The organism is Agrobacterium sp. MA01, assembly GCF_009650195.1.
Classification (GTDB): domain Bacteria; phylum Pseudomonadota; class Alphaproteobacteria; order Rhizobiales; family Rhizobiaceae; genus Allorhizobium.
Map to the genome: position 1 here is coordinate 849486 of NZ_CP045854.1, position 24245 is coordinate 873730.

Sequence of the window (24245 nt, forward strand, 5' to 3'; positions counted from 1 at the left end):
GACGCATCGTTTCCGCAAAAGCCGGACAGACTGCCGGCCGAGACTGCGCCGGAGAGATCCATGCGCCCTCACATGGCGAGGCTCACCGGTCTCATTGCGCCGCTGCTGTTCGCGGTGATTGCCGGCATCGATGGCCTCGGTACAAGTATCGCCTTTGCCGCCCTCATCTTCACCGGCTCCGTCTCCGCCGGCTTCGGCATGGGCGTCGGCGCAATCCTGATGTCCAGCGTCCTGCTCACGCTCGTCATCGCGCTCGGCAGTCGTTACCCGACGAGCATCGGCCAGGTGCGCAAGCCGAATGTTGCTATTCTGGCTGCCGCGATTGCAGCCGCACTGGCCTCTCCCTCGTTGATGGATGCGCCGGAAGATGTGCGCATCATGACCGCCTTCGCCGTCCTCGGCGCCAGTGCGGTCGCAACCGGTCTCGTCTTCGTGCTGTCGGGCGCATTCGGCTTCGGCAAGCTCGTCCGTTTCATGCCCTTCTCGGTCATTGCCGGGTTCCTGGCGGGGTCCGGATGCCTGATGATCCAGGGGGCCGTAAACATGCTTGTCGCGGGGTATCCGGTCATCGACTTGTTCACGACGGTGGATGGCCGTCAGGCGATCGCAAATCTGCACATTGCCCTGATCTTCGCTTTCATTTTAAACTTTGCGCTTCGCCGATCTTCGAGCCCGCTGGTCGCCCCCGGCATCATGCTGGCGGCTGCAGTCCTCTTTTACCTGATGCTAATCGGCCTCGGCGTGCACGCTGAAACAGCGCGGAGCTTCCACTGGCTGCCCGCCCTGCCGGCTGAGGCCGGCCTCGAACTGCCGTCGCCCATCGCCATCTTCACGCATGCCGATTGGTCTGCCGTTATTCACGCAGCGCCCGCCATCGCTTCCGTCGTGCTTCTCAGTATGGTCGGGCTTCTTCTGAACACGAGTGGCCAGGAGGTCGCCACGCGACGCGAGATCGACGCCGATAGCGAATTGCGCACCACCGGGCTCGCCAATCTCTTGGTTGGCGGCTTCGGCGGTGCGCCGGGGTTCAGCAGCATGAGCATGACACTGCTTGCGACCCGCATGGGCGGTGTAAGCCGCCTTCCAGGCTTAGCAACAACGCTAGTACTGGTCTTGATGCTGCCCTTTGCCGGACAACTCGCCGGTGCCATGCCTACCTTCGTGGCTGCCGGCCTTATGATCACACTGGGCTATGACATGGCGGAGGAATGGCTCTGGGGAGCGCGCCGCCAACTTCCGCGCAACGAATGGCTGGTTATTCTCACCATTCCCTTCTGCATGCTGGTCTTCGGCTTCCTGACCGGCATGATGATAGGCCTTGCGCTCGCCATCCTGTCCTTCGTCTACAACTATGCGCGATTGTCGGTCATCCGCAGCGACACGTCCCTGCATGCTCGCCGCAGCAGCACGGATCGCCCGCCCGTCGAGACAACCCATCTGGAAGCGGTTGGTGATCAGGTCCAGGTGCTGGAGCTCCAGGAGTATCTGTTCTTCGGGACGGCGGAACAGGTGGTCGCGGCTGTGCGCCGGCGTTTGCAGGACCAGCATCGTCCCGTGCTGCGCCATGCAATCGTCGATTTCCGCCGCGTCAGCGGCATGGACGCTGCGGCAGCCGCTGCTTTCGTCAAGATCCGCAACCTCTTGGCAGACGCTGGCGCTGAATTGCTCCTCAGTGGTCTGTCATCCGAGAGCCAGGCTACGCTCCGCCGCAATGGTCTCGGCGAGCCACATGGCCTCGCCCTCCGTCTCGAGCCCGATCTTGATCATGCCATCGAATATTGCGAGCAAAATCTACTGCAAGACATCGCCCGCGAAGAGACCTGGCAGGATATCGAGGACTATTTCGCCCAGACCATTGGTCCGAGCGCACGGCTGAAGGACCTGGTCGCCTCGATGGAGGAAATCCGCCTCCAGCCGGGTGACCGTTTCATACGGGCGGGGGAACCGGGAGAGGATCTCTTCCTGCTCTGGACCGGCCGCGCCAAGGTCGAGGCCGTGCTCGCCAACGGCAAGCGCCTGCGTTTGAGAACCGTCAAGCCCGGCGTCGTGCTCGGCGAGATTGCCATCTATCGCGGTGGACCACGCACGGCCGACGTCGTGGCTGACGTGCCCTCGACCGTCTATCGCCTCGCCCGGCGCCAGCTGCGTTATCTGGAACAGGCAGACCCTGAGCTCGCACTCCTCGTCCACCGCCTCTGCGCAACCACGCTCGCCGAGCGGCTCACCATTGCCAACCGCGTGGTGCAGTCGCTGCACGAGTGAGAACCTTTACTTGCGGCTGGCGGTAAACACGGCATCCCAGTCTTCTGGAGCTGTATCGGGGAGTTCTGACAGCCTTTCCCGGTAGAGCGCATGGGTGCCGGAGAGCCGGTTTGGCGGCAGGACAAGCAGGTCTTTCAGCAACTCGCGTGCAGCCGAAAAATCGCCCGTTTGCCAGGCGCTGATGAAGGCGACATGGGCGGCCAGCAGGTCCGTCTGTTCCGACGCCGCTTCATCCGCACTGCCGATCAAGGCATGCAGCGTCACCGGCGCCTGCCGCCCCACGACACGCACCCGGTCGACTTCGGCGAAGACCAGCCCTTTCGTCCGCGCTCTGACATCCTCCGTCACCAGGATCGAGACCTCGTAAAGCTTGGTCATGCCCTCGACGCGCGACGCAAGATTGACGCTGTCGCCGAGGCAGGAATAGCTGAAGCGTTGGTCGGAGCCGAGATTGCCGACACAGGCCATGCCGGAGTTGAGACCGATGCCGATCTTGAGGTTCATGCCGCTCTCGCGGTTGAGCCGGTCGAGGGCTGAGACCATGTCGAGCGCGGCGAGACAGGCTTTCTGCGGATGCTCCGCAATGTCGAGCGGCGCGTTCCAGAAGGCCATGATCGCATCGCCGATATATTTGTCGATCGTCGCCTCGCGCTCCAAAAGCACGTCGGTCATGGGCGTCAGGAAGTTGTTGAGCAGCCCGGTGAGCTCGGTCGGCGTCAATTTTTCGGAGAGGCCGGTAAAGCCTCTGATGTCGGAAAAGAGAATGGTGAGTTCGCGGTCCTCGCCGCCCAGCGTAAGACCTTCCGGGTTTTCAGACAGGCGTTCGACCAGGGTCGGCGACAGATAGCGTCCGAAGCTTTCACGTACGAAGCGTTTCTCCCGATGGGTGAGCATCAGGAGCAGCGGCAACGCTGTCAGCAACACCGCGCCGAGGGCGAAAAGTGGTAGCAACGGATCGAAAAGCGTGAACGCCCGGGAAAAGGCAAGCCAGGATCCGCTGGCGACAAGTCCGGCCAGCAGCAGGCCCGTCACCACCGAAACGGCCGGCGCGGCTGTTGCAAGGACCGTCAGCAGGATCAGGCCGACGATAACAGCTGCCGCCCGTTCCGCCCCGATGATCCAGTCGGGCCGCTGCAGGAATACCCCGCTGGCGATCTGGTCGATGATCTCGGCATGCACCTTCACGCCCGGCATGGCGGGGTCGACCGGGGTCGCCACGATATCGCGCAGACCCACCGCACTTGTGCCGACCAGCATGATGCGTCCCTGGATCAGCCCTGCCAATGTTTCGGCCTTCTCCGGATCGAAGAGATCGGCGGCGGAAATCACCGGCATGTTCGGAAGGCCGGAATAGTAGATCCAGATCTCGCCGTCGGCCGAGAGCGGCACATCGAGCGCCCCGACCCTCAAGTCGGTGAAGGCCGAGCCGTCTTCCGTGCCGGCGGAGCGCAGGATGAAGGAGCCCTCCTCTTGTGCGATCCTCAGCGCCTCGATCGAAAGGGCCGGGTAGAGCCGGTCGCCGCTCATGGAGACGAGTGGGAAGGTGCGAATGATGTTGTCAGGCGTCGGCGGGAAGGAAAAATAGCCCATCGCGGTTGCGCGTTCGGTCAACGCGGAGAGGTTGGACAAGCCGCCTGAATAGGGTGTGAGCCGCGCCCGCGGATCAGGTCCGAGAAACGAGAACCCCGCCTTCGGCTCCGGTGCCGGCGCGGTGGTCTCGTTGCTGAGCGCGATCCCGAGCGCCACGGCGTTCGAGGCGACCGCGTCGGCCAGCTGGGCGTCCGGGTCCGGCAGGTCGGCGCCGATGTCGATGGCGATCCCCTGGCGCCGCATCGCCTCGACGAGCCGCGCCGGTGCCGTCCGGTCCGGCTCGGAAAACACGATGTCGAAGCCGATGGCTGCCGCGCCAAGACCGCTTGCCTTGGTCACCATCTCGGCCACAGTGCCGCGCGACCAGGGCCATTGTCCGAGCTTGCCGATCGACACTTCGTCGATGTCGATGACCGCAACCGGTGGATCAGTCGCGTCACGCGGTTTCATCACCTGATAGGTGTCGAAGACCAGCGCCGTGAGCCGAAAGGCCTGGGAGGAGAAAGCTGCGTGGCCGAGAATGACCATCATGAGTGCGGCAAGGCCGACCAGCACGACGCCGAACTTGCGGCGCTGCGAGGAAGACAGGCGGCGTGATGTCGGCCGCCCTTGTCTCTGTTCGGGGCGCAGGCCTCCGGCTGCCTTCGTCACGGAACGACGCCTGTCGTGCTGCCCGCGAAGATCCCGGTCGACTCCCAGCTGCCGTCCGTTACCGTGAAGTTGCCCATGATGCCCTTGACGGGATCGGTGCCGTTGGCGGCGAAGGCGCCGGTGACGCTGCCCGAGGTAACGCCGCTCGTCACGTTGCCGCTGAAAGTCGCCGCGCCGCTGCCGAAGTTCACCCCGGCGCTGAAGCTCTTGCTGTCATAGTTGGACACAGCAACTGTCCCTGACCGCGCGCCGAAATCCATCGTCGAGGTCATTGTCCCCGTAGCGATATATTGGGCACTGCCATTGACGACCGTCCCTACGGCATTGCCGTTATAGGTGGCGGTGCCGGAGGTCGGCAAGGCGCTGTTCTCAGGCTGCTTGCCGATGATCCAGTTGCCGAGATGGACCGTGTAGTTGACTTCTCCATAGACATTGCGACCCCACCAGCCCCACGTCATGAATTCACAGGCATTGCAGATTGTGGAGCTGGTACTGTTGTTGAAGATCTTCGCCGGCACCACGGCAGACGACACCATATAGGCGCCGTCCTTTGAATTGGTTCCGGCAATCACTTGGTCGGACAAATAGGATCGGTCGGCTTCTCCGTAGAATTCGGCGAAGTAGCTGCCGCCGCCCGTGCTGATGCCCCCGGTGAATGTGCCCGCAGCATTGTCGAAGTTGAGGCTGAAGCTGCCGCGCGTCAGATTGTTGCTGCCCCACTGCCGGATCACGGCGGAGGAGAAGCCGCTCATTGCCTGGCCACCGAATGTCCGACTGGAGCCGATCGTTGCGGCATCATCGCGGCTGGCCACATGAACTTGCTCATATCCTTCGAACTCGGGAGCATCATAGTCGAAGCCGATCTCGCCGATCGATCCCGATCCAATCACCAGGTACTCGCCGTTTGTACCGAGGAAGTGATCCTTCCCGGCGGTGGAGCCGATACTCCCGGCCTTGCCTTGGCTGTTCACGGCGGAATTGATAGCATTGGACCGGCTTGATCCCGCCGTCGAGGCGACGAGGCCATAGCCTCCGCCATCTAGCGCATCGAAACTCCCGCTGAACACATTAATCGCACTCGTCTGCCCGGCACCTGTGCCGCTGATGCTGAGCGAGGCCTGCAGCGCACGTCCGATGGTCGCGCCGCTTCCACCGCTGGTACCACCAACGAGAAGGTCGCTCACTACGGCTTCATTGCCACCGATGAAGCTGCCGGTGAACGGGATGGTCGTGCCTTCAACATTCGTCAACGCAGCAAGTAGATCCGGTTCCAGCACGTAAGCCAGGATCTGCCCCGTAGACAGCGTTTTGGTCGCATTTGCCGGCGTACCGCCGATGACATAAAACGCTTCGGGATCGCCGCTGCCGGCCGTCAGCATGTAGGTGAAGAAACCTCCGCTTCCGGTATAGGCCGTACCGGTCACGGGTGTCCCGTTGACCGAGGCGGACACGCTTCGCTCCGTCAGCACGCTGGTTGAGCTCAACGCCGGCAGGGTGAAGCGGTTACTGTCGCCATCGGCTCCGCTTAGCGTCCCATCGGCGTTTCGGGTGAGTGTCCCGCGCGATGCAGTCAGCCTTAGCCCACTGGAGCCACCGCCTCCAGCCACTTCCTTGGGCGAGAGCACGGAAACGGCAATCTCTGTGTCGGCACCGCCGCTATTGTTTCCATCGCTGCCCGGCACCTGCGGCCTTGTCCCCACATCCCGCTGCGACGCACTCGCCACATCTTCGACCGGTGTCGTCACGATCGGGCGCGGTGTTGGCACGGGGATGGCGTTATCCGAAGGCAACTGGGCGGAATTGCTCTCGGCAACCGGGCTGCTGGCCACTGTCTGCTCCGTCGGCGCATTGCTCGCGCCACCGCTCTGGCCAGGCCGGCCGGCGAGCACCTGCTGCAGCCCGCTCACCCATTGCGGCGGGGTGCGCTGGACGCGCGGCTGTCCGTCGCCGGCAACGATGGAGAAGCCCTGTTTGAACAGTCGCTGCGGCGCGCCATTGCCGGTGAGCTGCACTTCCTTGCCATAGACCAGCGTCATGTGCGGTGGCAGGGACTGGCCGTCGGGCGTCTGGCCGCTGAGGTTGATGTCGACCACCGCGCCGCGAATGCCGGCCGTGCCGATCGGCGTCTTGATCGTTACATTGCCGCTCGCCTTCGATGCCTTGCCGCCGATGAAGCGCAGCGCCCCCTTGCTCATCGTTGCCGCCAGCGCAGCCGTGTTCTTCTCCGGATCATAGACGAAGCTGTCGATCACCACGGACGAGTTCGGACCGACCGTGAATGAGGTGCCGTCGGCCAGAAGGATCTGCACAAGGCCGGCACCACTCGTCTCGATGCGGTGATTGCGGATCACGGGGTCGCCGAGCGAGATCAGGCGCGTCTTGCCAGCGCGGTCGATGGTGCTTGCATCGGGATTGACCGCCGCGGTGACGCCAGCGACATCGGTCTCTGCGCTGACGGGAAACGCCACGACAACGAAGAGTGCCGCGGATGCGGCCAGCAGGGCATGACGGGTGTTTGGCTTCATCGTGATGCTCCTAGAACGCGGACTGGATGCCGATCGACAGCGAGATGTTGTCAAAGCTCTTGATGTCATAGTTCGACCAGACCTTGCGGTAGCCGGCCTCTGCGACGAGCGCCACGCGCTCGTTGAACGGCACGATCTGGCGCAGGTTGAGGCTGAAGTCGGTGTCTCGCTGACGCGTCGCCGAATTGATCATGCTGTCGGGATCGTCGTAGCCGCGTCCGGCGACGGCCGCTTCCACCCCGGTGATCCAGGCCGGCCCGTCGCCGATAAGGGCGGCATAGCGATAGGTACCGGAGATCGCCCCGCCCAGTTCGCTGGAGGACAGGTAACCCACCTCCGCGTCGCGCCGGGTCGCAAGAATGCGCCCCGTCAGGCTGAAGTCTTCGGTGAGATTGTGCGACCAGGAAAACTGGCCGTCGAAACGATGGCCGCTCTGCAGATTTGCGGTCCGGCGGGACTTGGTGTTGGAAAAATCCTCATAGCGGTATTGCAGGCTGCCAGAGAGACTGTCGACCGGTGTCACTTGCCAGTCGATCGTCGTCGAGACCCCCGCGGATGCCATATACCGGTCACCCTCGATCAGAACGCCGCTGGTGGTCAGGAGGACGGAGAGCGTCCGGTCGTCGAGCCCGAAACGTCCAAGATCGAAGACCGGGCCGGCATAGGCCTCGACCGCAGCCGTGTTCAGTGTGTTGCGGTCGCGGTAGCCGGCGGCATAGCCGGAAAGGCCTGCCTCCAGCGATAGTCCCTGGATATCGGTGTCATGGCGATAACGCAGCCCGCCATTGACGAAGCCGTTGAAGTCCTCGCCGGCGACGCTCAAGCCGTCCAGTGTGTAGGAGAGGCCATTCAGCGTCACCGTCGAATTGCCCGGGCCCGCATTGGCATTGCTCTGATAGCGGATGCCGGTCCTGATCATGCCGGAGAATTGCGAGGGGGCGCCGCGCTGGTCGATGGCCGAAAGATACTGGTCGACCTTGGCGGAGACCTCCGGCGGCATGTCGCCTGCGGACTTCGCCGCGTCGAAATACTGCCGAGCGGTCTCGTAGGCGCCGAGGCGATAATAGAGAACGCCGAGTTCAAGCTGCAGCCGTGGCAGGCCGGGCGCGTAGATCAGCATACGTTCGAGCGTCGAGATCGCCCCTTCCAGATCGCCGGCCTCGGAGGACAGCGCTGCATATTCGAAAGCGGTGTCGAGATCGTCGGGTGCTGCCATCATCCGGCCGAACAAGGCTTCTCGCTTGGTCTCGACCTCGTCGATCGATGCGCTGCCCGTCCGCGGCGCAACGTTTTGGGATTGCTGCGCCAGGGCTCCGCCCACGGACAACGCCACGCAAAAGGTGGCAAGGGCAAGGCTCAGATTATGGGCAGCGAGAGAGAAAGTCTCCCGGCTCTTCGGCAACGTCATGGGAAAAGGAACTCTGACTGTGATCGAGCTGAAATCTCTAGGGCACGTTAAGGTCTTGTTAGAATAACTCAAACGCGACTGGACCGGCCAAGTTTGGGTCTTTGCCGTCTTCATCGGTCATCCGCGATGAATTGTTACAGGCCTGATGATCCCGCGGCAATGCGCGGGCAGGGAAATCCCCGACGACAGTCTAGTGTGAAATCTCAATAACTACGTTGCATCGAAGATACGAAATAGTATATATATTTAACGATCAGCGTTGGGAGGCCCAGCCGTAGGCGATGCTGTGTCGGCGAGGCGTTATCCAGAACAGGCAAGGGGGCACCTGCGGGACCCCGTGGGAGGAAGCAATGAAAACCAGCAGACGACAATTTTTTGGTCTGGCGGCCGGCGGTGCGGCACTGGCCGCGGCACCTTTGCACAGCGCGACGGCACAACCCGTCAAGACCAATGCCCGAATTCTGATCCTCGGTGCGGGTGCGGCCGGAACGGCGCTTGCCAACCAGTTGTCCAACCGACTCGACGGCGCCAGGATCACCATTCTCGATCCGCGCAAGCAGCATTGGTACCAGCCGGGCTTCACGCTGATCGCCGCAGGCCTCAAGCCCGCGTCCTATTCCGTGTCCGGCACGGCCGACTGGCTGCCTTCCGGCGTCGAATGGATCGAGGAAGGTGCGGCGGAAGTTGATCCCGACGGCAAGAAGGTGGTGACGGAGAGCGGCAAGGCGATCGAATACGATTTCCTGTTCGTCGCAACCGGTCTCAAGCTCGACTACGCAGCCATCGAAGGCATGTCGCTCGACCTGATCGGCAAGGACGGCATCGGTTCTGTCTATGCGGGCCCTGATTACGCCGAGAAGACCTGGGCGGAGATGGACCGCTTCACCGACAAGGGCGGTCTTGCCCTCTTCTCGCGCCCGGCGACCGAGATGAAATGCGCCGGCGCCCCGCTGAAATACACCTTCCTCACCGAGGACTACCTGACCCGCAAGGGTACCCGCAGCAACTCCAAGATCGTCTATGCTGCCCACAACAAGGCGCTTTTCGGGGTGCCGATCGTCTCCGAAAAAGTGCGCATGCTCTATGAGGAGCGTGGCATCGACACGGTCTACGAACACGTGATGAAGAAGATCGATCCCGTGCGCAAGATCGCCACCTTCACCACGCCGGAAGGCGACAAGGAACTCGGCTATGACTTCACCAATGTCATCCCGCCGATGCGGGCGCCCGATGTCATCCTGAACAGCCCGCTGCCCTGGGCCGACAAATGGGTGGGCCAGGGCTGGGTCGAGGTCGACAAGCACACCCTGCGCCACATGCGTTATCCCGAGGTCTTCGCGGTCGGCGACATCGCCGGCGTGCCGAAGGGCAAGACGGCGGCCAGCGTCAAATGGCAGGTGCCCGTCGCCGTCGACCAGCTCGTCGCCCAGATCGAGGGGCGCGAGAGCAAGGAAAGTTACGATGGCTATACGTCCTGCCCGCTGATCACCCGCATCGGCTCGGCGATGCTGGTCGAGTTCGACTACAAGGACAATCTCGTCCCGTCCTTCCCCGGACTGATCGCCCCGCTGGAAGAGCTCTGGATTTCCTGGCTGATGAAGGAGATCGCCTTGAAACCCACCTATAACGCCATGCTGCGCGGTCGCGCCTGAGGAGGATGCCATGAAGGACATGACTGTCGGAATGATCGTCGCGGTTCTCGAAGAGATCTTCGGCCATACCCTGTTCTGGGTCATGGTCGCGGTTGCAGCCGTGATCACGCTCGCCTATCTTTACGTGCTGATCCGCGATCGCCAGGTCTCCTGGAAGAAGTTCCTGCTGGCCCAGCTTGCCATGCCGCTCGGCGCGATCGGCGCCGTCTGGTTCGTCCAGGCCGTCACCCGCTCCGGCTTTGGTGACATCGGCGGTCCCGTCGATATCATCGTGCTGCTCGGCGTCGCCGCCATGGGGGCCATCGGCATCACGATCCTCGTTTACACGGTGCAGTCGCTGGTGAGCCGTCCCGTGGTTCGCTGAAAACGCACCTTAAAGTGACACCGGACCGGCAGGCACATGACTTGCCGGTCTCGGCAATTTTGCCGTGGCTACGGTTAAAAGGTCACGGATCTTTGATTTTTCAGGGGGGAGCCTGCCTTGTTTGGCGCCTTTTGCCGTTATAACGGTGAAGCCATCCAAGATCCTTGCAACGCAGGTAACTGACCCATGTCGACATCCGAACTCTCGATCACCAAGCGCCGCCTCCTCGGCGGTATCGCCATTGCCGCCGTCGGTCTGGCACTCACTGCCTGCAGCGACGCAGAAGACAAGGCCGCCAGTGCCGAGCCCAAACCCGCTGTCAGCAACGAGACGACCGCCTCGACGACCTCTGCCGAGATCCCGACTGCCGATCGCGACGTCGACATGGAAGAGGCATTGAAGCCCGGCCCGCTGAAGGAAATGGCGCTCGGTGACCCGAACGCGCCGGTCAAGATCATCGAATACATGTCGATGACCTGCTCGCATTGTGCAAACTTCCACGTTCGCACCTTCGACGAAATCAAGGCGCGTTATGTCGACACCGGCAAGGTCTATTTCGTCGTGCGCGAATTCCCGTTCCCGCAGGACACCGCATCGCTGGCGGCCTTCATGCTGGCGCGTTGCACGACCGAAGAGCGCTACTTCCCCTTCGTCTCCACGCTTCTCAAGCAGCAGTCCGCCTGGGCCGCGCCGGCCGACGGTGACGTGCGCAATGCCATGCTGCAAATGTCCAAGCTTGCCGGTTTTACACAGGAGAGCTTCGACGCCTGCTTGACGAACGCCCAGCTTGCCGGTGATGTGTCGGCAGTCCGCGACCGCGGCGCCCAGGAATTCGGTGTCCAGTCGACCCCGACCTTCCTGATCAATGGCAAGGCCTATTCGGGGGACATGTCGGTTGACTCCATGTCGGCCCTCATCGACAGCATGCTCTGATCGACGATCCGTTCTGACGACGGGCGCCGGGGAAACCCGTGCGCCCGTTTTTCGTGCGTTGCTTCGCCGGAGCGTGGCGCCATGAAATTCAACCGCCTCCGCGTTGTCGGCTTCAAGTCCTTCGTCGAACCCTCCGAATTCGTCATCGAACGGGGCCTCACCGGCATCGTCGGGCCGAACGGCTGCGGCAAGTCGAACCTCGTCGAGGCCCTGCGCTGGGTGATGGGCGAGAATTCCTACAAGAACATGCGCGCCTCGGGCATGGACGACGTGATCTTCTCCGGTTCCGGCAATCGTCCTGCACGCAACTCGGCCGAAGTCGGCCTCTATCTCGACAATTCCGACCGCACGGCACCGGCGGCCTTCAACGATGCCGATGAGATCCAGGTGACCCGCCGCATCGAGCGCGGCAATGGTTCGGTCTATCGCATCAACGGCAAGGAGGCCCGCGCCAAGGATGTGCAGCTTTTGTTTGCCGATGCCTCGACGGGGGCTCGCTCGCCTTCCATGGTCGGCCAGGGTCGTATCGGCGAACTGATTTCGGCCAAACCCCAGGCGCGGCGGCAATTGCTCGAAGAAGCCGCTGGCATTTCCGGCCTGCATTCCCGCCGCCACGAGGCGGAACTCAGGCTGCGTGCGGCGGAAACCAATCTCGAGCGTCTGGAAGACATCACCGCCCAGCTCGAAAGCCAGATCGAGAGCCTCAAGCGCCAGGCCCGGCAGGCCAACCGTTTCAAGCAACTGTCGGCCGACATCCGCGCCCATGACGCCATGCTCCTGCATATCCGCTGGTCGCAGGCCAAGCAGGCTGAAGGCGAGGCCGAGAGCGCCTTGAACCAGGCCATGTCCACGGTCGCGGAAAAGGCGAACCACCAGATGGAGGCGGCCAAGCTCCAGGCCATCGCAAGCCTGAAGATGCCGGAACTGCGCGAGGAGGAGGCAAAATGCGCCGCCGCCTTGCAGCGCCTGCAGATCGCCCGCAGCCAACTCGACGAAGAAGCAAACCGGATTCTCCGTCGCCGCGATGAGCTCACCCGCCGCCTTGCCCAGCTCGATGAAGACATCCGCCGTGAGGAACGCCTCGTCTCTGAGAATGCCGAGGTCATTTCCCGTCTTTCCGAGGAAGAAGCCGAACTCGAGGAAATCCTCGCCGATGCCGGCCGCTTCGGTGAGGAGGCGAAGGAGACCTTCGACGCCGCTGCTGCAACGCTTGCCGATAGCGAACGCGACTTCACCCGCCTGACCGCCGAACGCGCCGAAGCCGCTGCCGGCCGCAACCAGCTGGAACGTGCCATCCGCGACCTCACGGAGCGCCGCGCAAGGCTGGAGCGTCAGGTCTCCGAAGCTTCCCGTGAACTCTCCGACATCTCCGACCGCATAGCAGCCTTGCCTGATCCGGACGAAAAGCGCGAAATGGTCGAGATCGCCGAACAGGCCGTCGCTGACGCCGAGAGTGCGGCGATGGAGGCCGAGGCGGCGCTAACCGAAGCCCGCCGCACCGAAAGCCATCTGCGCCAGCCGCTCGAAGCAGCCCGTGCCCGCGTCAACGGTCTTGAAACCGAAGCCCGCACCATTGCCCGTATCCTCGCGAGCACCACGACGGGCGACTTCCCACCGGTCGCCGACGAACTCTCCGTCGATCGCGGTTATGAAACCGCCCTCGGCGCCGCCCTCGGCGACGATCTCGACAGCGCGCTCGATCCCACGGCCCCCGCCCACTGGCACGGCAATGGCGACGGGGCAGGGGACCCAAGCCTGCCGTCAGGCGCGAAGCCCCTGATCACCCATGTCCGCGCACCCGCAGCGCTTACCCGGGCACTCCGCCAGATCGGCGTGGTCGAGGAAGCCGAAGCGCTTGCCCTGATGCCCAAACTCGCCCCCGGCCAGCGCCTCGTCACCCGCGATGGTGCGGTTTATCGCTGGGACGGCCATGTCACCGGCGCCGATGCCCCGAGTGCCGCCGCCCTGCGCTTGGCCCAGAAGAACCGGCTTGCCGAAATCGAGATCGAAACCGAGGAAGCCCGCGACCAGATGGTCGAGGCCGAGGATCGTCTCGCCGAAGCCGCCGATGCCATCCGCACCGAGGAAGCCCGCCTCACGCAAGCCCGCGACCGCAGCCGCCTGACGGTTCGAAGCCTGGCCGAAGCCCGCGATGCCCTTGCCCAGGCCGAACGCGCCTCAGGCGACCTCATCCGCCGCCGCGAGGTGATCGAGGAGGCGGTGAACGGCCTGAAGGGCCAGATCGAGGAGATCGTCGAGCAGGAAGAAACCGCCCGCATCGAAATGGAGGAGACGCCTGACCTCTCTGCTCTCGACGCCCGCCTGCGCGATGCCGAGGCTATTGTCGGCCGCGACCGGGGCCTGCTTGCCGAAGCGCGCGCCCGTTTCGAGGGGCTGGCCCGCGAAGACGAGATGCGCCGCCGCCGCATCCTCTCGATCCGCCAGGAAAAGCAGAACTGGCAGAACCGAGCCAAGTCTGCGGAAGAACACATCGCAACGCTGCGCGAGCGTGAGGCCGAGGCCCGCGACGAGATCACTGATCTCGAAATGGCGCCCGACGAATTTGAGGATAAGCGCCGCAATCTGATGACCGCCCTCGACAAGGCCGAGAAGGACCGCCGCGATGCCGCCGATCGCCTGATCGAGGCAGAAACCCGCCAGCGCGAGGCCGACCAGAAGGCGGCAGCCGCCCTGGCTGAACTCGCTGAAAGCAGAGAAAAGCGCGGCCGCGCCGAAGAGCGTCTGGTCTCTGCCCGCGAATGGCGCATCGAGGCCGAGACCCGTATCGGTGATACGCTGAATGTCAGCCCGCATGAGGCCTTCCGCCTGACGGGCCTGAAAGATCCCTCTGAGATCGGCGACCTGCGCGAGGTCGAGCGCAATCTCGACCGTCTGAAGATGGAGCGCGAGCGGCTCGGCGCCGTCAACCTGCGCGCCGAGGAAGAGCAGAAGGAACTGTCGGACAAGCTCGCCGCCCTCATCAAGGAGCGCGACGATATCATTGATGCGATCCGCAAGCTGCGTGGTGCCATCCAGAGCCTCAACCGCGAAGGCCGCGAACGGCTGATCGCCGCCTTTGACGTCGTCAATGCGCAGTTCCAACGCCTCTTCACCCATCTGTTCAATGGCGGCACCGCCGAACTGCAGCTGATCGAAAGCGACGACCCGCTCGAAGCCGGCCTCGAAATCCTCGCCCGCCCGCCGGGCAAGAAACCGCAGACCATGACGCTGCTGTCGGGCGGCGAGCAGGCGCTGACCGCCATGGCCCTGATCTTCGCCGTCTTCCTGACGAACCCTGCGCCGATCTGCGTGCTGGACGAAGTCGACGCGCCGCTCGACGACCACAATGTCGAGCGCTACTGCAACCTGATGGACGAAATGGCCGCCTCGACCGAGACCCGCTTCGTCATCATCACACACAACCCCATCACCATGGCTCGCATGAATCGCCTCTTCGGCGTCACCATGGCAGAGCAAGGCGTCAGCCAGCTCGTCTCCGTTGATTTGCAGACGGCGGAGGCCCTGCGCGAGAGGGAGGTAGTATGAAACGCTACCTCATCGCCCTTGGCCTCCTGGCGGCTGTGAGCGCCGCCCCCCTCCACGCCCAGACCGCATCCCCCTCGCTCGCCGGCAACTACCTGCCGAGCGTGCTGGCAACCTCGCCGGCCCATCGCGACAGCCTGATGGAGATGCTCAAGGGCCAGCCGGGGCTGCCCTTCTGGGTGCGCGCCCTGGTGCGCCAGCCGCGTTACGTGGCGCTCGCCTCCGAGGAGGTCGCGGTCAAGGACAAGCGCATGCAGCTGTTCCGCGCTTGCGAGCCGCGGACCTGCGAAACAAGCTGGATCCGCGTGCTTTACTCCGAGGACGGCAAGCGGGCCCTGCTTTATGTCTCTGACGCCAAGCTCGGCATCAAGATCTTCGGCGATCCGACGCCGGAGGAGTTGACGTTTCTGACGCGCTCTTGAATCAAGCCGCCAGCTTCTGCCGCCGAGCAGGCCCAACCGGCAGCGCGCCGCTGGCGAGGATCGATCCGAGCACCAGGGGCAGGCAGACGAGATAGGCGTTGCGGATGCCGAAGGCCTCGGCCACGAAGCCCAGAAGCGGCGGCCCGAGGAAAAAGACGACAAAGGCCATCTGCGCGATTGCCGCGACATTGATGACTGCGGGGCGATCGGTGCGTTGGGCCGCGGCCGAGACCGCCATCGGATAGACTGCGCTGCAGCCGGCGCCCATCAGAGCGAAGCCGAGAAGGGCAATCGTCGGAGACGGTGCAAGCCAGGCCATGGCGATGCCTACTGCTGCGACCGAAAGCAACACCCGCCCGACGAGCCGTGCGCCGTAGCGATCGACGACCGGGTCTACCGTCAGGCGTGCCAGCGCCATGAAGAAGGCAAACAGCGTCAGCCCTGATCCGGAAATGAACGGCGAGACGTCGAAGACTTCTTCCATGTAGATCGTCGACCAGTCGATGCCGGCACCCTCGATCAGGAAGGCCGAAGTGCCGATGATGCAGAGCGGCAGCAGCGAAAGCGTCGGCAGCGCGAAATGCGGTGCCTTGTCCTCGGCTCCGGCGGTGGTGAGGACAGGCGCATTCTTCATGCCCGCGATCGTAATCGCACCGATGACGAACATCAGTCCCAGCAGCACATGCATATGCACCTGCATCGTCACCCCCGCCTGCCGGACCAGCGAGGCAGTGATCGCCGTGACGAAGAAGCCGAGGCTCCAGCAGCCATGCGCGCGGTTCATGATGCCGAATCCGGCCTGCGCCTCGATCCGCCCGATCTCGACATTAAGGCAGATCTCCAAAGCGCCGGCGAGAAGTCCGACGGCGAAGAGCGTGGCAAAGACGAGAGGGGCGGACGGCAGAAGCGAGATGAGGGACAAGAGCGCCATGACGCCGAGCAGACAGATGGCCAACGTCGTGCGCGACCCGAGCCGGACGATCAGCGGCGAGGAGAGGGTGAGCGAAATCAGCGAGCCGATCGCCATGCCGATCAGCGTCAGCCCCAGTTCGGCCTTGTTGACCCCGAGTTGCAGCTGAAGGTCGGGCAGCCGGGAGAACAGCGATCCCGTACACATGGCAAACAGAAAGAAGGCGATATAGACACGATACTGCGGCTGGAAATGCATCGGGGAGACTCGATTTGTCTGATGACCAGTCATGTGCGTGCCAGCATCGGTGTGCCAAGTCCAGCCGTTGCGGCGGCCGATTGGTTCTCCCCCGGAAAAGACCGTGCGTCTCGACAGGTCAGCTCACGGCCTATGCCAGGTTCAGGCTGGTGCTCGCCGCCCACACACGCCGTCATCCTCGGGCTTGTCCCGAGGATCTGCCAAGGCTTGCCATGGATTGTAGGCTTAAGGAGCCGACTGAAAGGTCGAGCCAATAGCAGCGGCAGTAGATCCTCGGGACAAGCCCGAGGATGACAAAGGAGGGGGCCTCGCGAAACGAAAAATGCCGGAAGCGAAGCTCCCGGCACCATCAGACCTTGGCTACTGCCTATTCGCTTCGCGCGCTCAGCCGGCCTTGTTGATCTGCCGCGCGACCATGTCATGGTTCAGCCAGAGCACCGGCGCAGACGGATTGGCCATTTCGCCAAAGATCAGCGCGCCGGTTGCTTCGACCACGAGCACGCTCAGATAGTCCGAGATCAGCGCCTTGCCGTCCTTGTGCATCTGCGCAATCTCCTGCGAGGTGCCGATGGTGATGTCGGACTGGCCCTGGCTGTTGGGCATCGGCCAGTTGTTGAAGTCGTAGAACGGGATCATCACGTCGCTTGCCTGGAAGTCCGCGATCTTCTTGAGCACGTCCTCGACGGTCGCACCCTCGACCAGCAGCGCCTCGCAGTCGGCCCAGATCTTTTCGGTGCGGGCGCCGGGATTTTCCTTCTTCAGCGCCTTCAGGAGCGGCAGAAGCGGCAGCTCAATGCCGGCGAAGACATCGGACGAGTTGGTGCGGATCTCAGGGCAGTTGAAGACGGTCGCCTTGATGCCGGAAGCGTAAGCCTCCTCGGCAATCGCCTCGAGCTTCATCTTGGCATAGCCCTGGGTGTAGTTCGTATAGGTCTGCCAGCGATATTCGTCGCCGATCAGGATGCCCGTGCCGTGATAGCCATAGGCCGAATAACGCACCTGGCCGCCGCTCTTTTCGATGCGGTTGCGGATAGCAGTGCTGCCCTCGATCAGGTGACGGAACGTGTTGGCGGAGACTTCGTCGAAGTTCTGCAGGATCAGCTTGCCGAGATCGCTGTCGAGCAGCACCTGAGAGGACATGTGGCGCGCGCCACGGCCCTTGTATATGCGGTTGGCAAGAACGAGGAAGACCTTGGCCTTCGGAATGCCGCCGGCCATCGTGTGGGCGAAATGCACATTCCGGCCATCGGCAATCATGCCTTCCAGCTCGCCCATGATCTTGGCAACAGCATCCTGGAAACGCGACACGCCAACCTGGCGGCACTTTTCGATATGCGCCCAGTCGAGCTTTTCCGTTTCCCAGTTTTCCAGCGTCAGCGAAGCAAGCAGGTCCGTCGGTGTCTTCTCGCCTTCGGGCGCATCAAGATCGAAGCCGGCCATGGCGGGAATATTGATGATCCGGCCACCGAGATTGGCTTCCGCCTGGGCAAGCTCTTCGTCGGTCAGCGGACGCAGCTTGTTGTTCTCGTCACGGCGACCGACGGTGATCCCTATGATCTCCATGCCGGCCTTCTTGGCCTGGTCGAGCAGGCCAGTGACATAGCCACGACCGAACAATTCGCCGAAGAGAACGAAGACGTCGCCCTTCTGGTAAAGGTTGTTCTGCGGGATCTCAGTCAGTGAAACCGGGCTGGTCAGGGTCATGTTTGATTCCGGATTACAATTTACTAGAATGCCAACTAGCAAACGCTGGACCGGAGCGCATCACCCTCAATTGATTTGTCTGGTCATTTTGCGTGACCGTTTATTGCATTGCGTGATGACCCTGTAACATCAGCCCGGTCCTGGCACGTCAAACCCGCTTGAGCCTGACCCTTGTGCCCCAGGGATCCAGCGCCTCGAACCCGCCTTCGATGGCGCTGACGGCAAAGCCCTTCGCCTGAAGATCTGCGCGGCGCCCTTCAAGGATCGCCTCATCACTCGTGTGCAGCGAGAACCAGTCGAGCCCGGTCATTGCGTCCTGACGCGGGCCGGCATCCCGGCTTTCCCAGATATTGGCGCCGATATGGTGGTGATAGCGGCCGGACGACAGAAAGGTCGCGCCACGCTGATCGCTGCCGGCCACCACGTCCAGACCAAGCCCATCGGCATAAAAGGCGCGCGCCGTTTCCAGCCCGCCGACCCTCAGATGGATGTGACCGATCCGCAACGCGGCCGGGACGGTCGTATACTCGTCGCGGTCCGTGCGCGTCTTCGTCTTGATGAAGATGTCGTCGATGTTGAGTTCACGACTGCCCATGGTCACCGTATTGCCGGCCCAGAGCCAGGTCTCCTGCGGGCGATCGCTATAGACCTCGACGCCATTGCCCTCGGGATCCGTCAGATAAACCGCTTCCGACACCGAGTGATCGGCAAAGCCGGTGAGCGGAATTTGGCTGCGGGCCACATGCACCAGCCAGCGGGCGAGATCGGCACGGTCAGGCATCAGGAAGGCGGTATGATAAAGGCCGGCCTGGCCCGGCGCCTCGGGCGTCGCATCCGGCCGGGCAAGGATATGCAGGAGCGGCGTCCCGCCCGCCCCGAGCGTCACGGCATCGGGCGCATCCGTCAGCACGTCGAGCCCCAGCATGCTGGTGTAATAGGCCTTGAGCCGCGCGACATCCTTCGCCCGCAGGCAAACCTCGCCGACATGCACTGGGCGCGTCAGACCGAAAGGCAGCTGTGGCGTCTGCGCCGCCGGAAGCGCGGTCTGGGTCTCGATCCCCTCCGCCCTCAGCGCTCCGGTGAGCGCTCCGGTCAGTGTTGCCGCTCCGGCCAGCCGCAAAAGCTGGCGCCGCGTCCAGTGAACAGTCATTTCGGTCCCCATCTATCCCTGCACTTGTAGGCCTTGCTTACAATGCCGCGTCGAGATCTGTCTTTCACGTCTCTCCACGCAATTTCACATCCGCGTGAGCCTTCGAGGCGAGATCTGCCGCAATTATGATGCATTGCAGCATAAACTTGTCTGTTGAACATTTCCAATCCGTCACAATTGCTGTAAACGGTGGAAAAACAAGCCTGTTCGGGTGGAGAGGGCAATGCGCAAGTGGGTTTACACCTTCGGCGGAGGAGCGGCCGAGGGGAGTAGGGCCGAGATCGAGCAGCTGGGAGGCAAGGGGGCCAATCTCGCCGAAATGGCGGCGCTTGGCCTGCCGGTTCCGCCCGGCCTCACGATCGTGTCAGATGCCTGTGGCCTTTTCTACAAGAGTGGAAAGACGCTCGCCGACGAGCTGAAGACCCAGGTTCTCCGCGGCATATCCGGCATCGAGGCCGCAACAGGCCGCGCCTTTGGCGACACCAGCCAGCCGCTTCTCTTGTCCGTCCGCTCCGGCTCGCGCACCTCCATGCCCGGCATGATGGACACCGTCCTCAATCTCGGCCTCAACGACCACACGGTCGAGGCGCTCGCGGAGCATTCGGGTGACGCCCGTTTCGCCTGGGACAGCTATCGCCGCTTCATCCAGATGTATGGCGATGTCGTTATGGGCCTCGATCACGAGGTCTTCGAGGAAATCCTGGAGGACGAAAAGGCAAGGCTTGGCCACGAACTCGACACCGATCTCTCGGCCTCCGAGTGGCAGCAGGTCGTGAAACTCTACAAGGAAGTGCTGGAACAGGAACTGGGCGAGCCCTTTCCGCAGGATCCGCATGTCCAGCTCTGGGGCGCGATCGGCGCGGTCTTTTCCAGCTGGATGAACCCGCGCGCCCAGACCTATCGCATGCTGCATTCGATCCCCGAAGGTTGGGGCACATCCGTCACCGTGCAGACCATGGTCTTCGGCAACCTGGGCTCCACCTCCGCCACCGGCGTCGCCTTCACCCGGAACCCTTCCACGGGCGCCAAGGAACTCTACGGCGAATTCCTTGTCAATGCGCAAGGCGAAGACGTCGTTGCCGGCATCCGCACGCCGCAATCGATCACCGAGGCGGCCCGCATCGATTCAGGCTCCGACAAGCCCTCGCTCGAAAAGCTGATGCCGGAGGCGTTTGCCGAATTCTGCGCGATCTGCGACCGGCTCGAAGCCCATTACCGCGACATGCAGGATCTCGAATTCACAATCGAGCGCGGCAAGCTCTGGATGCTGCAGGCCCGCTCGGGCAAGCGCACGACCAAGGCCGCGATGAAGATCGCCGTCGATATGGCGGCGGAAGGGCTGATCTCGGAGGAAGAGGCGGTGATGCGCATCGAGCCCTCATCGCTCGACCAGCTGCTGCACCCGACCATCGACCCGCGCGTCACTCGCCATGTCATCGGCTCGGGCCTGCCCGCCTCGCCGGGCGCGGCGACCGGCGCCATCGTGTTTACGGCGGAAGAGGCGGTCGAAGCCGAAAGCGAAGGCCGCAAGGTCATTCTCGTCCGCGTCGAAACCAGCCCCGAAGACATCCACGGCATGCATGCAGCCCAGGGCATCCTGACGACCCGTGGCGGCATGACCAGCCATGCGGCCGTCGTTGCCCGCGGCATGGGCATCCCTTGCGTCTCCGGTGCCGGCACCATGCGCGTCGACCTGCGCAATGAGAAGCTCGTTGGCATGGGCGTCACGCTGACCAAAGGCGACATCATCACCATCGACGGCTCCTCCGGCCAGGTACTGAAGGGCGAAGTGCCCATGCTCCAGCCGGAACTCTCGGGCGATTTCGCCCAGTTGATGCAATGGGCCGACCGCACCCGCCGCATGACGGTGCGCACCAATGCAGACACGCCCGCCGACGCCCGCGCCGCCCGTTCCTTCGGCGCCGAAGGCATCGGCCTTTGCCGCACCGAACACATGTTCTTCGAGGGTGAGCGCATCCATGTGATGCGCGAAATGATCCTCGCCGAAGACGAGGCCGGCCGCCGCGCGGCCCTCGACAAGCTCTTGCCCATGCAGCGCTCTGACTTCACCGAGCTCTTCACCATCATGCATGGCCTGCCGGTGACGATCCGCATGCTCGACCCGCCGCTGCACGAATTCCTGCCGAAGAGCGATGACGAGATCGAGGAAGTGGCAAACGCCATGGGCCTGGAACCCGGCTTCATGCGCCGCCGCATCGATGCCCTGCACGAGTTCAACCCCATGCTCGGCCATCGCGGCTGCCGTCTTGCCATCTCCTATCCCGAGATCGCCGAAATGCAGGCCCGCGCCATCTTCGAGGCAGCCGTTGCCGCCGCCCGCGAAACGGGCGCGCCCGTGGTCCCTGAGGTCATGGTGCCCCTGGTCGGCCTGCGATCCGAGCTCGATTACGTCAAGGCCGTCATCGACCGGGTCGCCGCTGAAGTCATGGGCGAGGCAAAGCTCGAGATCTCCTATCTCGTCGGCACGATGATCGAGCTGCCCCGCGCCGCGATCCGCGCCCATATCATCGCCGAAGCCGCCGAATTCTTCTCCTTCGGCACCAATGACCTGACCCAGACCACCTTCGGCATGTCCCGCGACGACGCCGCCCGCTTCATTCCGACCTACCAGAAGAAGGGCATCATCATCCAGGACCCCTTCGTATCCCTGGATTTCGACGGTGTCGGCGAACTCATCCGCATCGCCGCCGAACGCGGCCGCAAAACCCGCCCCGACATGAAACTCGGCATCTGCGGCGAACACGGCGGCGACCCGACCTCGATCCACTTCTGCGAGGATGTCGGGCTGGATTATGTCTCGTGCTCGCCGTTCCGCGTGCCGATCGCGAGGTTGTCGGCGGCCCAGGCGGCGATCAAGGCGCGGGGGTGAGGGGATGGCTGAGAGTGTTTCTGACTACGATCCAGCCGAAGACCTCACTTCACCGGAAGCGCTTTCCGTCTTCGTCAATGAGGCGCTGAAGACCGAAATGCAGACTATATCGCGCACGCACTCGGTGTCTGCGCCAGAGCAAGTGGCATGGCCGGGATTGCCGAGGTGACCACGCTGTCCAGCGAGGGTAATCCGACGCTCAAGACCACGCTTGCAGTGATGAAGGCGCTCGGGATTTCGCTGACGGCGGATGTGTCCGCAACACCCGCCCCGACATGAAACTCGGCATCTGCGGCGAACACGGCGGCGACCCGACCTCAATCGACTTCTGCGAGGATGTCGGCCTGGATCATGTCTCCTGCTCGCCGTTTCGTGTGCCGATTGCGAGGCTCTGGGCGGCCCAGGCGGCGATCAAGGCGCGGGGGTGATGGGGCAATGGGATATCTGCCTCTTGAGGGGTGGTGCCAAAACGACCTGCGCGACGTATTCTAACAGCTGATCATTGAGGCTTGTAAAGTCAATGAATAAACCGAAGCATTTCACTAGGACTATTCAGGTGTACAGTCGGAGCGGAGAATATTCCGCAGCCGCCATTGCGGGAGCAATTGCCTCTGGTCGACCGGACTACGAAGACGAAACCAAATGGTCCAAACCGGCAAAGACCCGTCCGGGAAATCCCAGCGGGCTAACGTTGTCGCAACATGTGTTTCCAGCCAAGTGCATCGCAAGATTCACGGATGCCGGCGGTACACTGCAGGTGCATGATCTGCTTGGGGGCGAACGCGCAAAGCAAAGCCCAAGGACCAAATTTTCTGCGCCAGAAGGGCTTGGGATCAACGATCTGAGTCCGGATATATGCGAGATATAGAAATTAGATTTCAAGCAGCTGCAGAAGCCGTTATCGCGAAACGATGCGGCTTGGTTCAAGGGCCGGATAGGCGCAGTGTTGATGATTTTTTTGCGCTTTGGTACGTGAGATCCCGATTCAATCAATTGAGGGATCAGGAAACTGAATTAGTCGGCTTAGATGGTGATGAACTCACATTGGAGCAAGAAGAGAATTTGGAGCGGGACCACTATGTTTTTGTTAGGAGCGGCGGTTTCGTGCCGACCAGACACCTTAATGGCATTTGGATTCAGCAGAGCGTTGACGAGTTCTATAAACGCTTTAAGCCTGTTTCGACTTGGCGGGTCGTTGTATCTGAAGGCGGCCAGTACATTGTTCCTGACGTACCAACGCAATGGATTATACCGCTCACCCCTGATTTAGCATTAATCGGAAACGTCTCAGATAGCTCGATAAATCAAGATAACCTTGCGCAACTGAATCGAGATACCGTTGCCGGAAGCCGTTACTATTATTTTGCAAGGCAATTGGATCAGTGCCCATGCCAAATTTAGACCGCATACCTTAGTGCGCATCGTGCCATCCTTGGATTGCATTTGTGCTTGGGAGGTCGGAGCGAGTCGCGACAAGAAATGCCTGCAATCGATCGACATAGGCAAGAGCCACTGTCTGGACCGCACGCTCCGCGATGTATCGCGCCAGTGCGTCGATATCCTGTCTCGCCTCGCGTGTCAGGCGAAGCCGATATTTCATTCTGCAGCCGAAGCCTTGCCGGACTTCAGCCCCTCGCGGATACCATCAAACGCTGCATCCAGATCCAGCAAGCTCTCAGGCTCGGCCATCGCCCTGTCATAGGTCGGCGCTACCTCGTCGCGAAGCCAGTCCTCCAGCGCGTCTTCGTTTGACGCGAGCAGTCTCAGCCCTTCCGAAACAACCTGGCTTTCATTGGCATAGTCCCCAGACGCCACCTTAGAGCGGATCAGGTCGAGAAGATCTTCGGGCAATGTTACGGTCACGGTCTGGTGTCTGGACATAACGATCCTTCCTGACGGTGCTGGCATGATAACGCCGTCCGCCCTCTGCCGCTACGCCGACACCTGCGGGCCGACATAAGACATCCCCGGGCCAATTTCACC

16 protein-coding genes and 1 pseudogene are annotated in these 24245 nt (G+C 62.6%); 10 read left to right on the forward strand and 7 right to left on the reverse strand.

The window, feature by feature from the left end; all coding sequences use genetic code 11:
* Positions 1-60 precede the first annotated feature (60 nt).
* Positions 61-2262 (forward strand): SulP family inorganic anion transporter, encoded by a 2202-nt coding sequence (locus GH983_RS04020; protein ID WP_153761687.1) that lies wholly within the window; start codon positions 61-63, stop codon positions 2260-2262.
* A 6-nt stretch (positions 2263-2268) separates the two neighbouring features.
* Here GH983_RS04020 and GH983_RS04025 read toward each other — a convergent pair whose 3' ends face one another.
* From GH983_RS04025 to GH983_RS04035, 3 genes are read right to left on the reverse strand one after another with little or no spacing between them, the layout of a single operon-like run.
* Positions 2269-4503 carry a CHASE2 domain-containing protein gene (locus tag GH983_RS04025; RefSeq protein ID WP_153761688.1) on the reverse strand — a complete coding sequence of 745 codons (2235 nt, stop codon included), beginning with the start codon at positions 4501-4503 and terminating at the stop codon, positions 2269-2271.
* On the reverse strand, positions 4500-7028 hold the full coding sequence (locus GH983_RS04030) for a FecR domain-containing protein (protein ID WP_194842781.1): 2529 nt from the start codon (positions 7026-7028) through the stop codon (positions 4500-4502). The genes GH983_RS04025 and GH983_RS04030 overlap by 4 nt, the downstream gene beginning before the upstream one ends.
* Positions 7029-7038: 10 nt before the next feature.
* A complete protein-coding gene (locus GH983_RS04035; protein ID WP_153761690.1) occupies positions 7039-8436 on the reverse strand; it encodes a lipopolysaccharide assembly protein LapB in 1398 nt (465 codons plus the stop codon).
* A 350-nt stretch (positions 8437-8786) separates the two neighbouring features.
* On the opposite strand from GH983_RS04035, the gene GH983_RS04040 reads away from it, so the two are divergent.
* The 5 genes from GH983_RS04040 to GH983_RS04060 all read left to right on the forward strand — a co-directional run bounded on the left by GH983_RS04040 (position 8787) and on the right by GH983_RS04060 (position 15350).
* Positions 8787-10088, forward strand: coding sequence for an FAD/NAD(P)-binding oxidoreductase (locus GH983_RS04040; RefSeq protein WP_054149182.1), 1302 nt, complete (start codon positions 8787-8789; stop codon positions 10086-10088).
* A gap of 10 nt (positions 10089-10098) precedes the next feature.
* Positions 10099-10452: a DUF5368 domain-containing protein gene (locus GH983_RS04045; RefSeq protein ID WP_153761691.1), complete on the forward strand. Its 354-nt coding sequence runs from the start codon at positions 10099-10101 to the stop codon at positions 10450-10452.
* Between the two features lie 186 nt (positions 10453-10638).
* On the forward strand, positions 10639-11385 hold the full coding sequence (locus GH983_RS04050) for a DsbA family protein (RefSeq protein WP_054149180.1): 747 nt from the start codon (positions 10639-10641) through the stop codon (positions 11383-11385).
* An 81-nt stretch (positions 11386-11466) separates the two neighbouring features.
* Positions 11467-14931 (forward strand): chromosome segregation SMC family protein, encoded by a 3465-nt coding sequence (locus GH983_RS04055; RefSeq protein WP_153761692.1) that lies wholly within the window; start codon positions 11467-11469, stop codon positions 14929-14931.
* On the forward strand, positions 14928-15350 hold the full coding sequence (locus GH983_RS04060) for an Ivy family c-type lysozyme inhibitor (RefSeq protein WP_153761693.1): 423 nt from the start codon (positions 14928-14930) through the stop codon (positions 15348-15350). Before GH983_RS04055 ends, GH983_RS04060 begins: the two co-directional genes overlap by 4 nt.
* A gap of 1 nt (position 15351) precedes the next feature.
* Here GH983_RS04060 and GH983_RS04065 read toward each other — a convergent pair whose 3' ends face one another.
* The 3 genes from GH983_RS04065 to GH983_RS04075 all read right to left on the reverse strand — a co-directional run bounded on the left by GH983_RS04065 (position 15352) and on the right by GH983_RS04075 (position 19372).
* Positions 15352-16518 (reverse strand): MFS transporter, encoded by a 1167-nt coding sequence (locus tag GH983_RS04065; RefSeq protein ID WP_153761694.1) that lies wholly within the window; start codon positions 16516-16518, stop codon positions 15352-15354.
* Between the two features lie 384 nt (positions 16519-16902).
* Positions 16903-18216: a hypothetical protein gene (locus tag GH983_RS04070; protein ID WP_194842824.1), complete on the reverse strand. Its 1314-nt coding sequence runs from the start codon at positions 18214-18216 to the stop codon at positions 16903-16905.
* Positions 18217-18370: 154 nt separating this feature from the next.
* Entirely contained in the window at positions 18371-19372 is a 1002-nt protein-coding gene (locus tag GH983_RS04075; RefSeq protein WP_153761696.1) for a VOC family protein, read from the reverse strand.
* A 223-nt stretch (positions 19373-19595) separates the two neighbouring features.
* On the opposite strand from GH983_RS04075, the gene ppdK reads away from it, so the two are divergent.
* The 4 genes and pseudogenes from ppdK to GH983_RS04095 all read left to right on the forward strand — a co-directional run bounded on the left by ppdK (position 19596) and on the right by GH983_RS04095 (position 23663).
* Positions 19596-22262 carry a pyruvate, phosphate dikinase gene (gene ppdK, locus GH983_RS04080; protein WP_153761697.1) on the forward strand — a complete coding sequence of 889 codons (2667 nt, stop codon included), beginning with the start codon at positions 19596-19598 and terminating at the stop codon, positions 22260-22262.
* 147 nt (positions 22263-22409) lie between these two features.
* Entirely contained in the window at positions 22410-22541 is a 132-nt protein-coding gene (locus GH983_RS24530; RefSeq protein ID WP_335622540.1) for a putative addiction module antidote protein, read from the forward strand.
* Positions 22520-22690 (forward strand): annotated as a pseudogene (locus tag GH983_RS04090) (putative PEP-binding protein); the annotation flags it as partial. The gene GH983_RS24530 and the pseudogene GH983_RS04090, both read left to right, overlap by 22 nt.
* Positions 22691-23117: 427 nt before the next feature.
* Positions 23118-23663, forward strand: a complete 546-nt coding sequence (locus GH983_RS04095; RefSeq protein ID WP_150127430.1) for a hypothetical protein — start codon at positions 23118-23120, stop codon at positions 23661-23663.
* A gap of 195 nt (positions 23664-23858) precedes the next feature.
* Here the strand turns inward: GH983_RS04095 and GH983_RS04105 are convergent, their stop codons facing one another.
* On the reverse strand, positions 23859-24143 hold the full coding sequence (locus tag GH983_RS04105) for a type II toxin-antitoxin system ParD family antitoxin (RefSeq protein WP_069041933.1): 285 nt from the start codon (positions 24141-24143) through the stop codon (positions 23859-23861).
* Between the last annotated feature and the right edge of the window lie 102 nt (positions 24144-24245).

Excerpts from the sequence above, each read along its gene's own strand:
- GH983_RS04020 (WP_153761687.1), top strand. The coding sequence starts at position 61 with ATGCGCCCTCACATGGCGAGGCTCACCGGTCTCATTGCGCCGCTGCTG.
- GH983_RS04045 (WP_153761691.1), top strand. The coding sequence starts at position 10,099 with ATGAAGGACATGACTGTCGGAATGATCGTCGCGGTTCTCGAAGAGATC.
- GH983_RS04065 (WP_153761694.1), bottom strand. The coding sequence starts at position 16,518 with ATGCATTTCCAGCCGCAGTATCGTGTCTATATCGCCTTCTTTCTGTTT.
- GH983_RS04075 (WP_153761696.1), bottom strand. The coding sequence starts at position 19,372 with ATGACTGTTCACTGGACGCGGCGCCAGCTTTTGCGGCTGGCCGGAGCG.
- GH983_RS04040 (WP_054149182.1), top strand. The coding sequence starts at position 8,787 with ATGAAAACCAGCAGACGACAATTTTTTGGTCTGGCGGCCGGCGGTGCG.
- GH983_RS24530 (WP_335622540.1), top strand. The coding sequence starts at position 22,410 with ATGGCCGGGATTGCCGAGGTGACCACGCTGTCCAGCGAGGGTAATCCG.
- GH983_RS04060 (WP_153761693.1), top strand. The coding sequence starts at position 14,928 with ATGAAACGCTACCTCATCGCCCTTGGCCTCCTGGCGGCTGTGAGCGCC.
- GH983_RS04035 (WP_153761690.1), bottom strand. The coding sequence starts at position 8,436 with ATGACGTTGCCGAAGAGCCGGGAGACTTTCTCTCTCGCTGCCCATAAT.
- GH983_RS04050 (WP_054149180.1), top strand. The coding sequence starts at position 10,639 with ATGTCGACATCCGAACTCTCGATCACCAAGCGCCGCCTCCTCGGCGGT.
- GH983_RS04030 (WP_194842781.1), bottom strand. The coding sequence starts at position 7,028 with ATGAAGCCAAACACCCGTCATGCCCTGCTGGCCGCATCCGCGGCACTC.
- ppdK (WP_153761697.1), top strand. The coding sequence starts at position 19,596 with ATGCGCAAGTGGGTTTACACCTTCGGCGGAGGAGCGGCCGAGGGGAGT.
- GH983_RS04095 (WP_150127430.1), top strand. The coding sequence starts at position 23,118 with ATGCGAGATATAGAAATTAGATTTCAAGCAGCTGCAGAAGCCGTTATC.
- GH983_RS04055 (WP_153761692.1), top strand. The coding sequence starts at position 11,467 with ATGAAATTCAACCGCCTCCGCGTTGTCGGCTTCAAGTCCTTCGTCGAA.
- GH983_RS04105 (WP_069041933.1), bottom strand. The coding sequence starts at position 24,143 with ATGTCCAGACACCAGACCGTGACCGTAACATTGCCCGAAGATCTTCTC.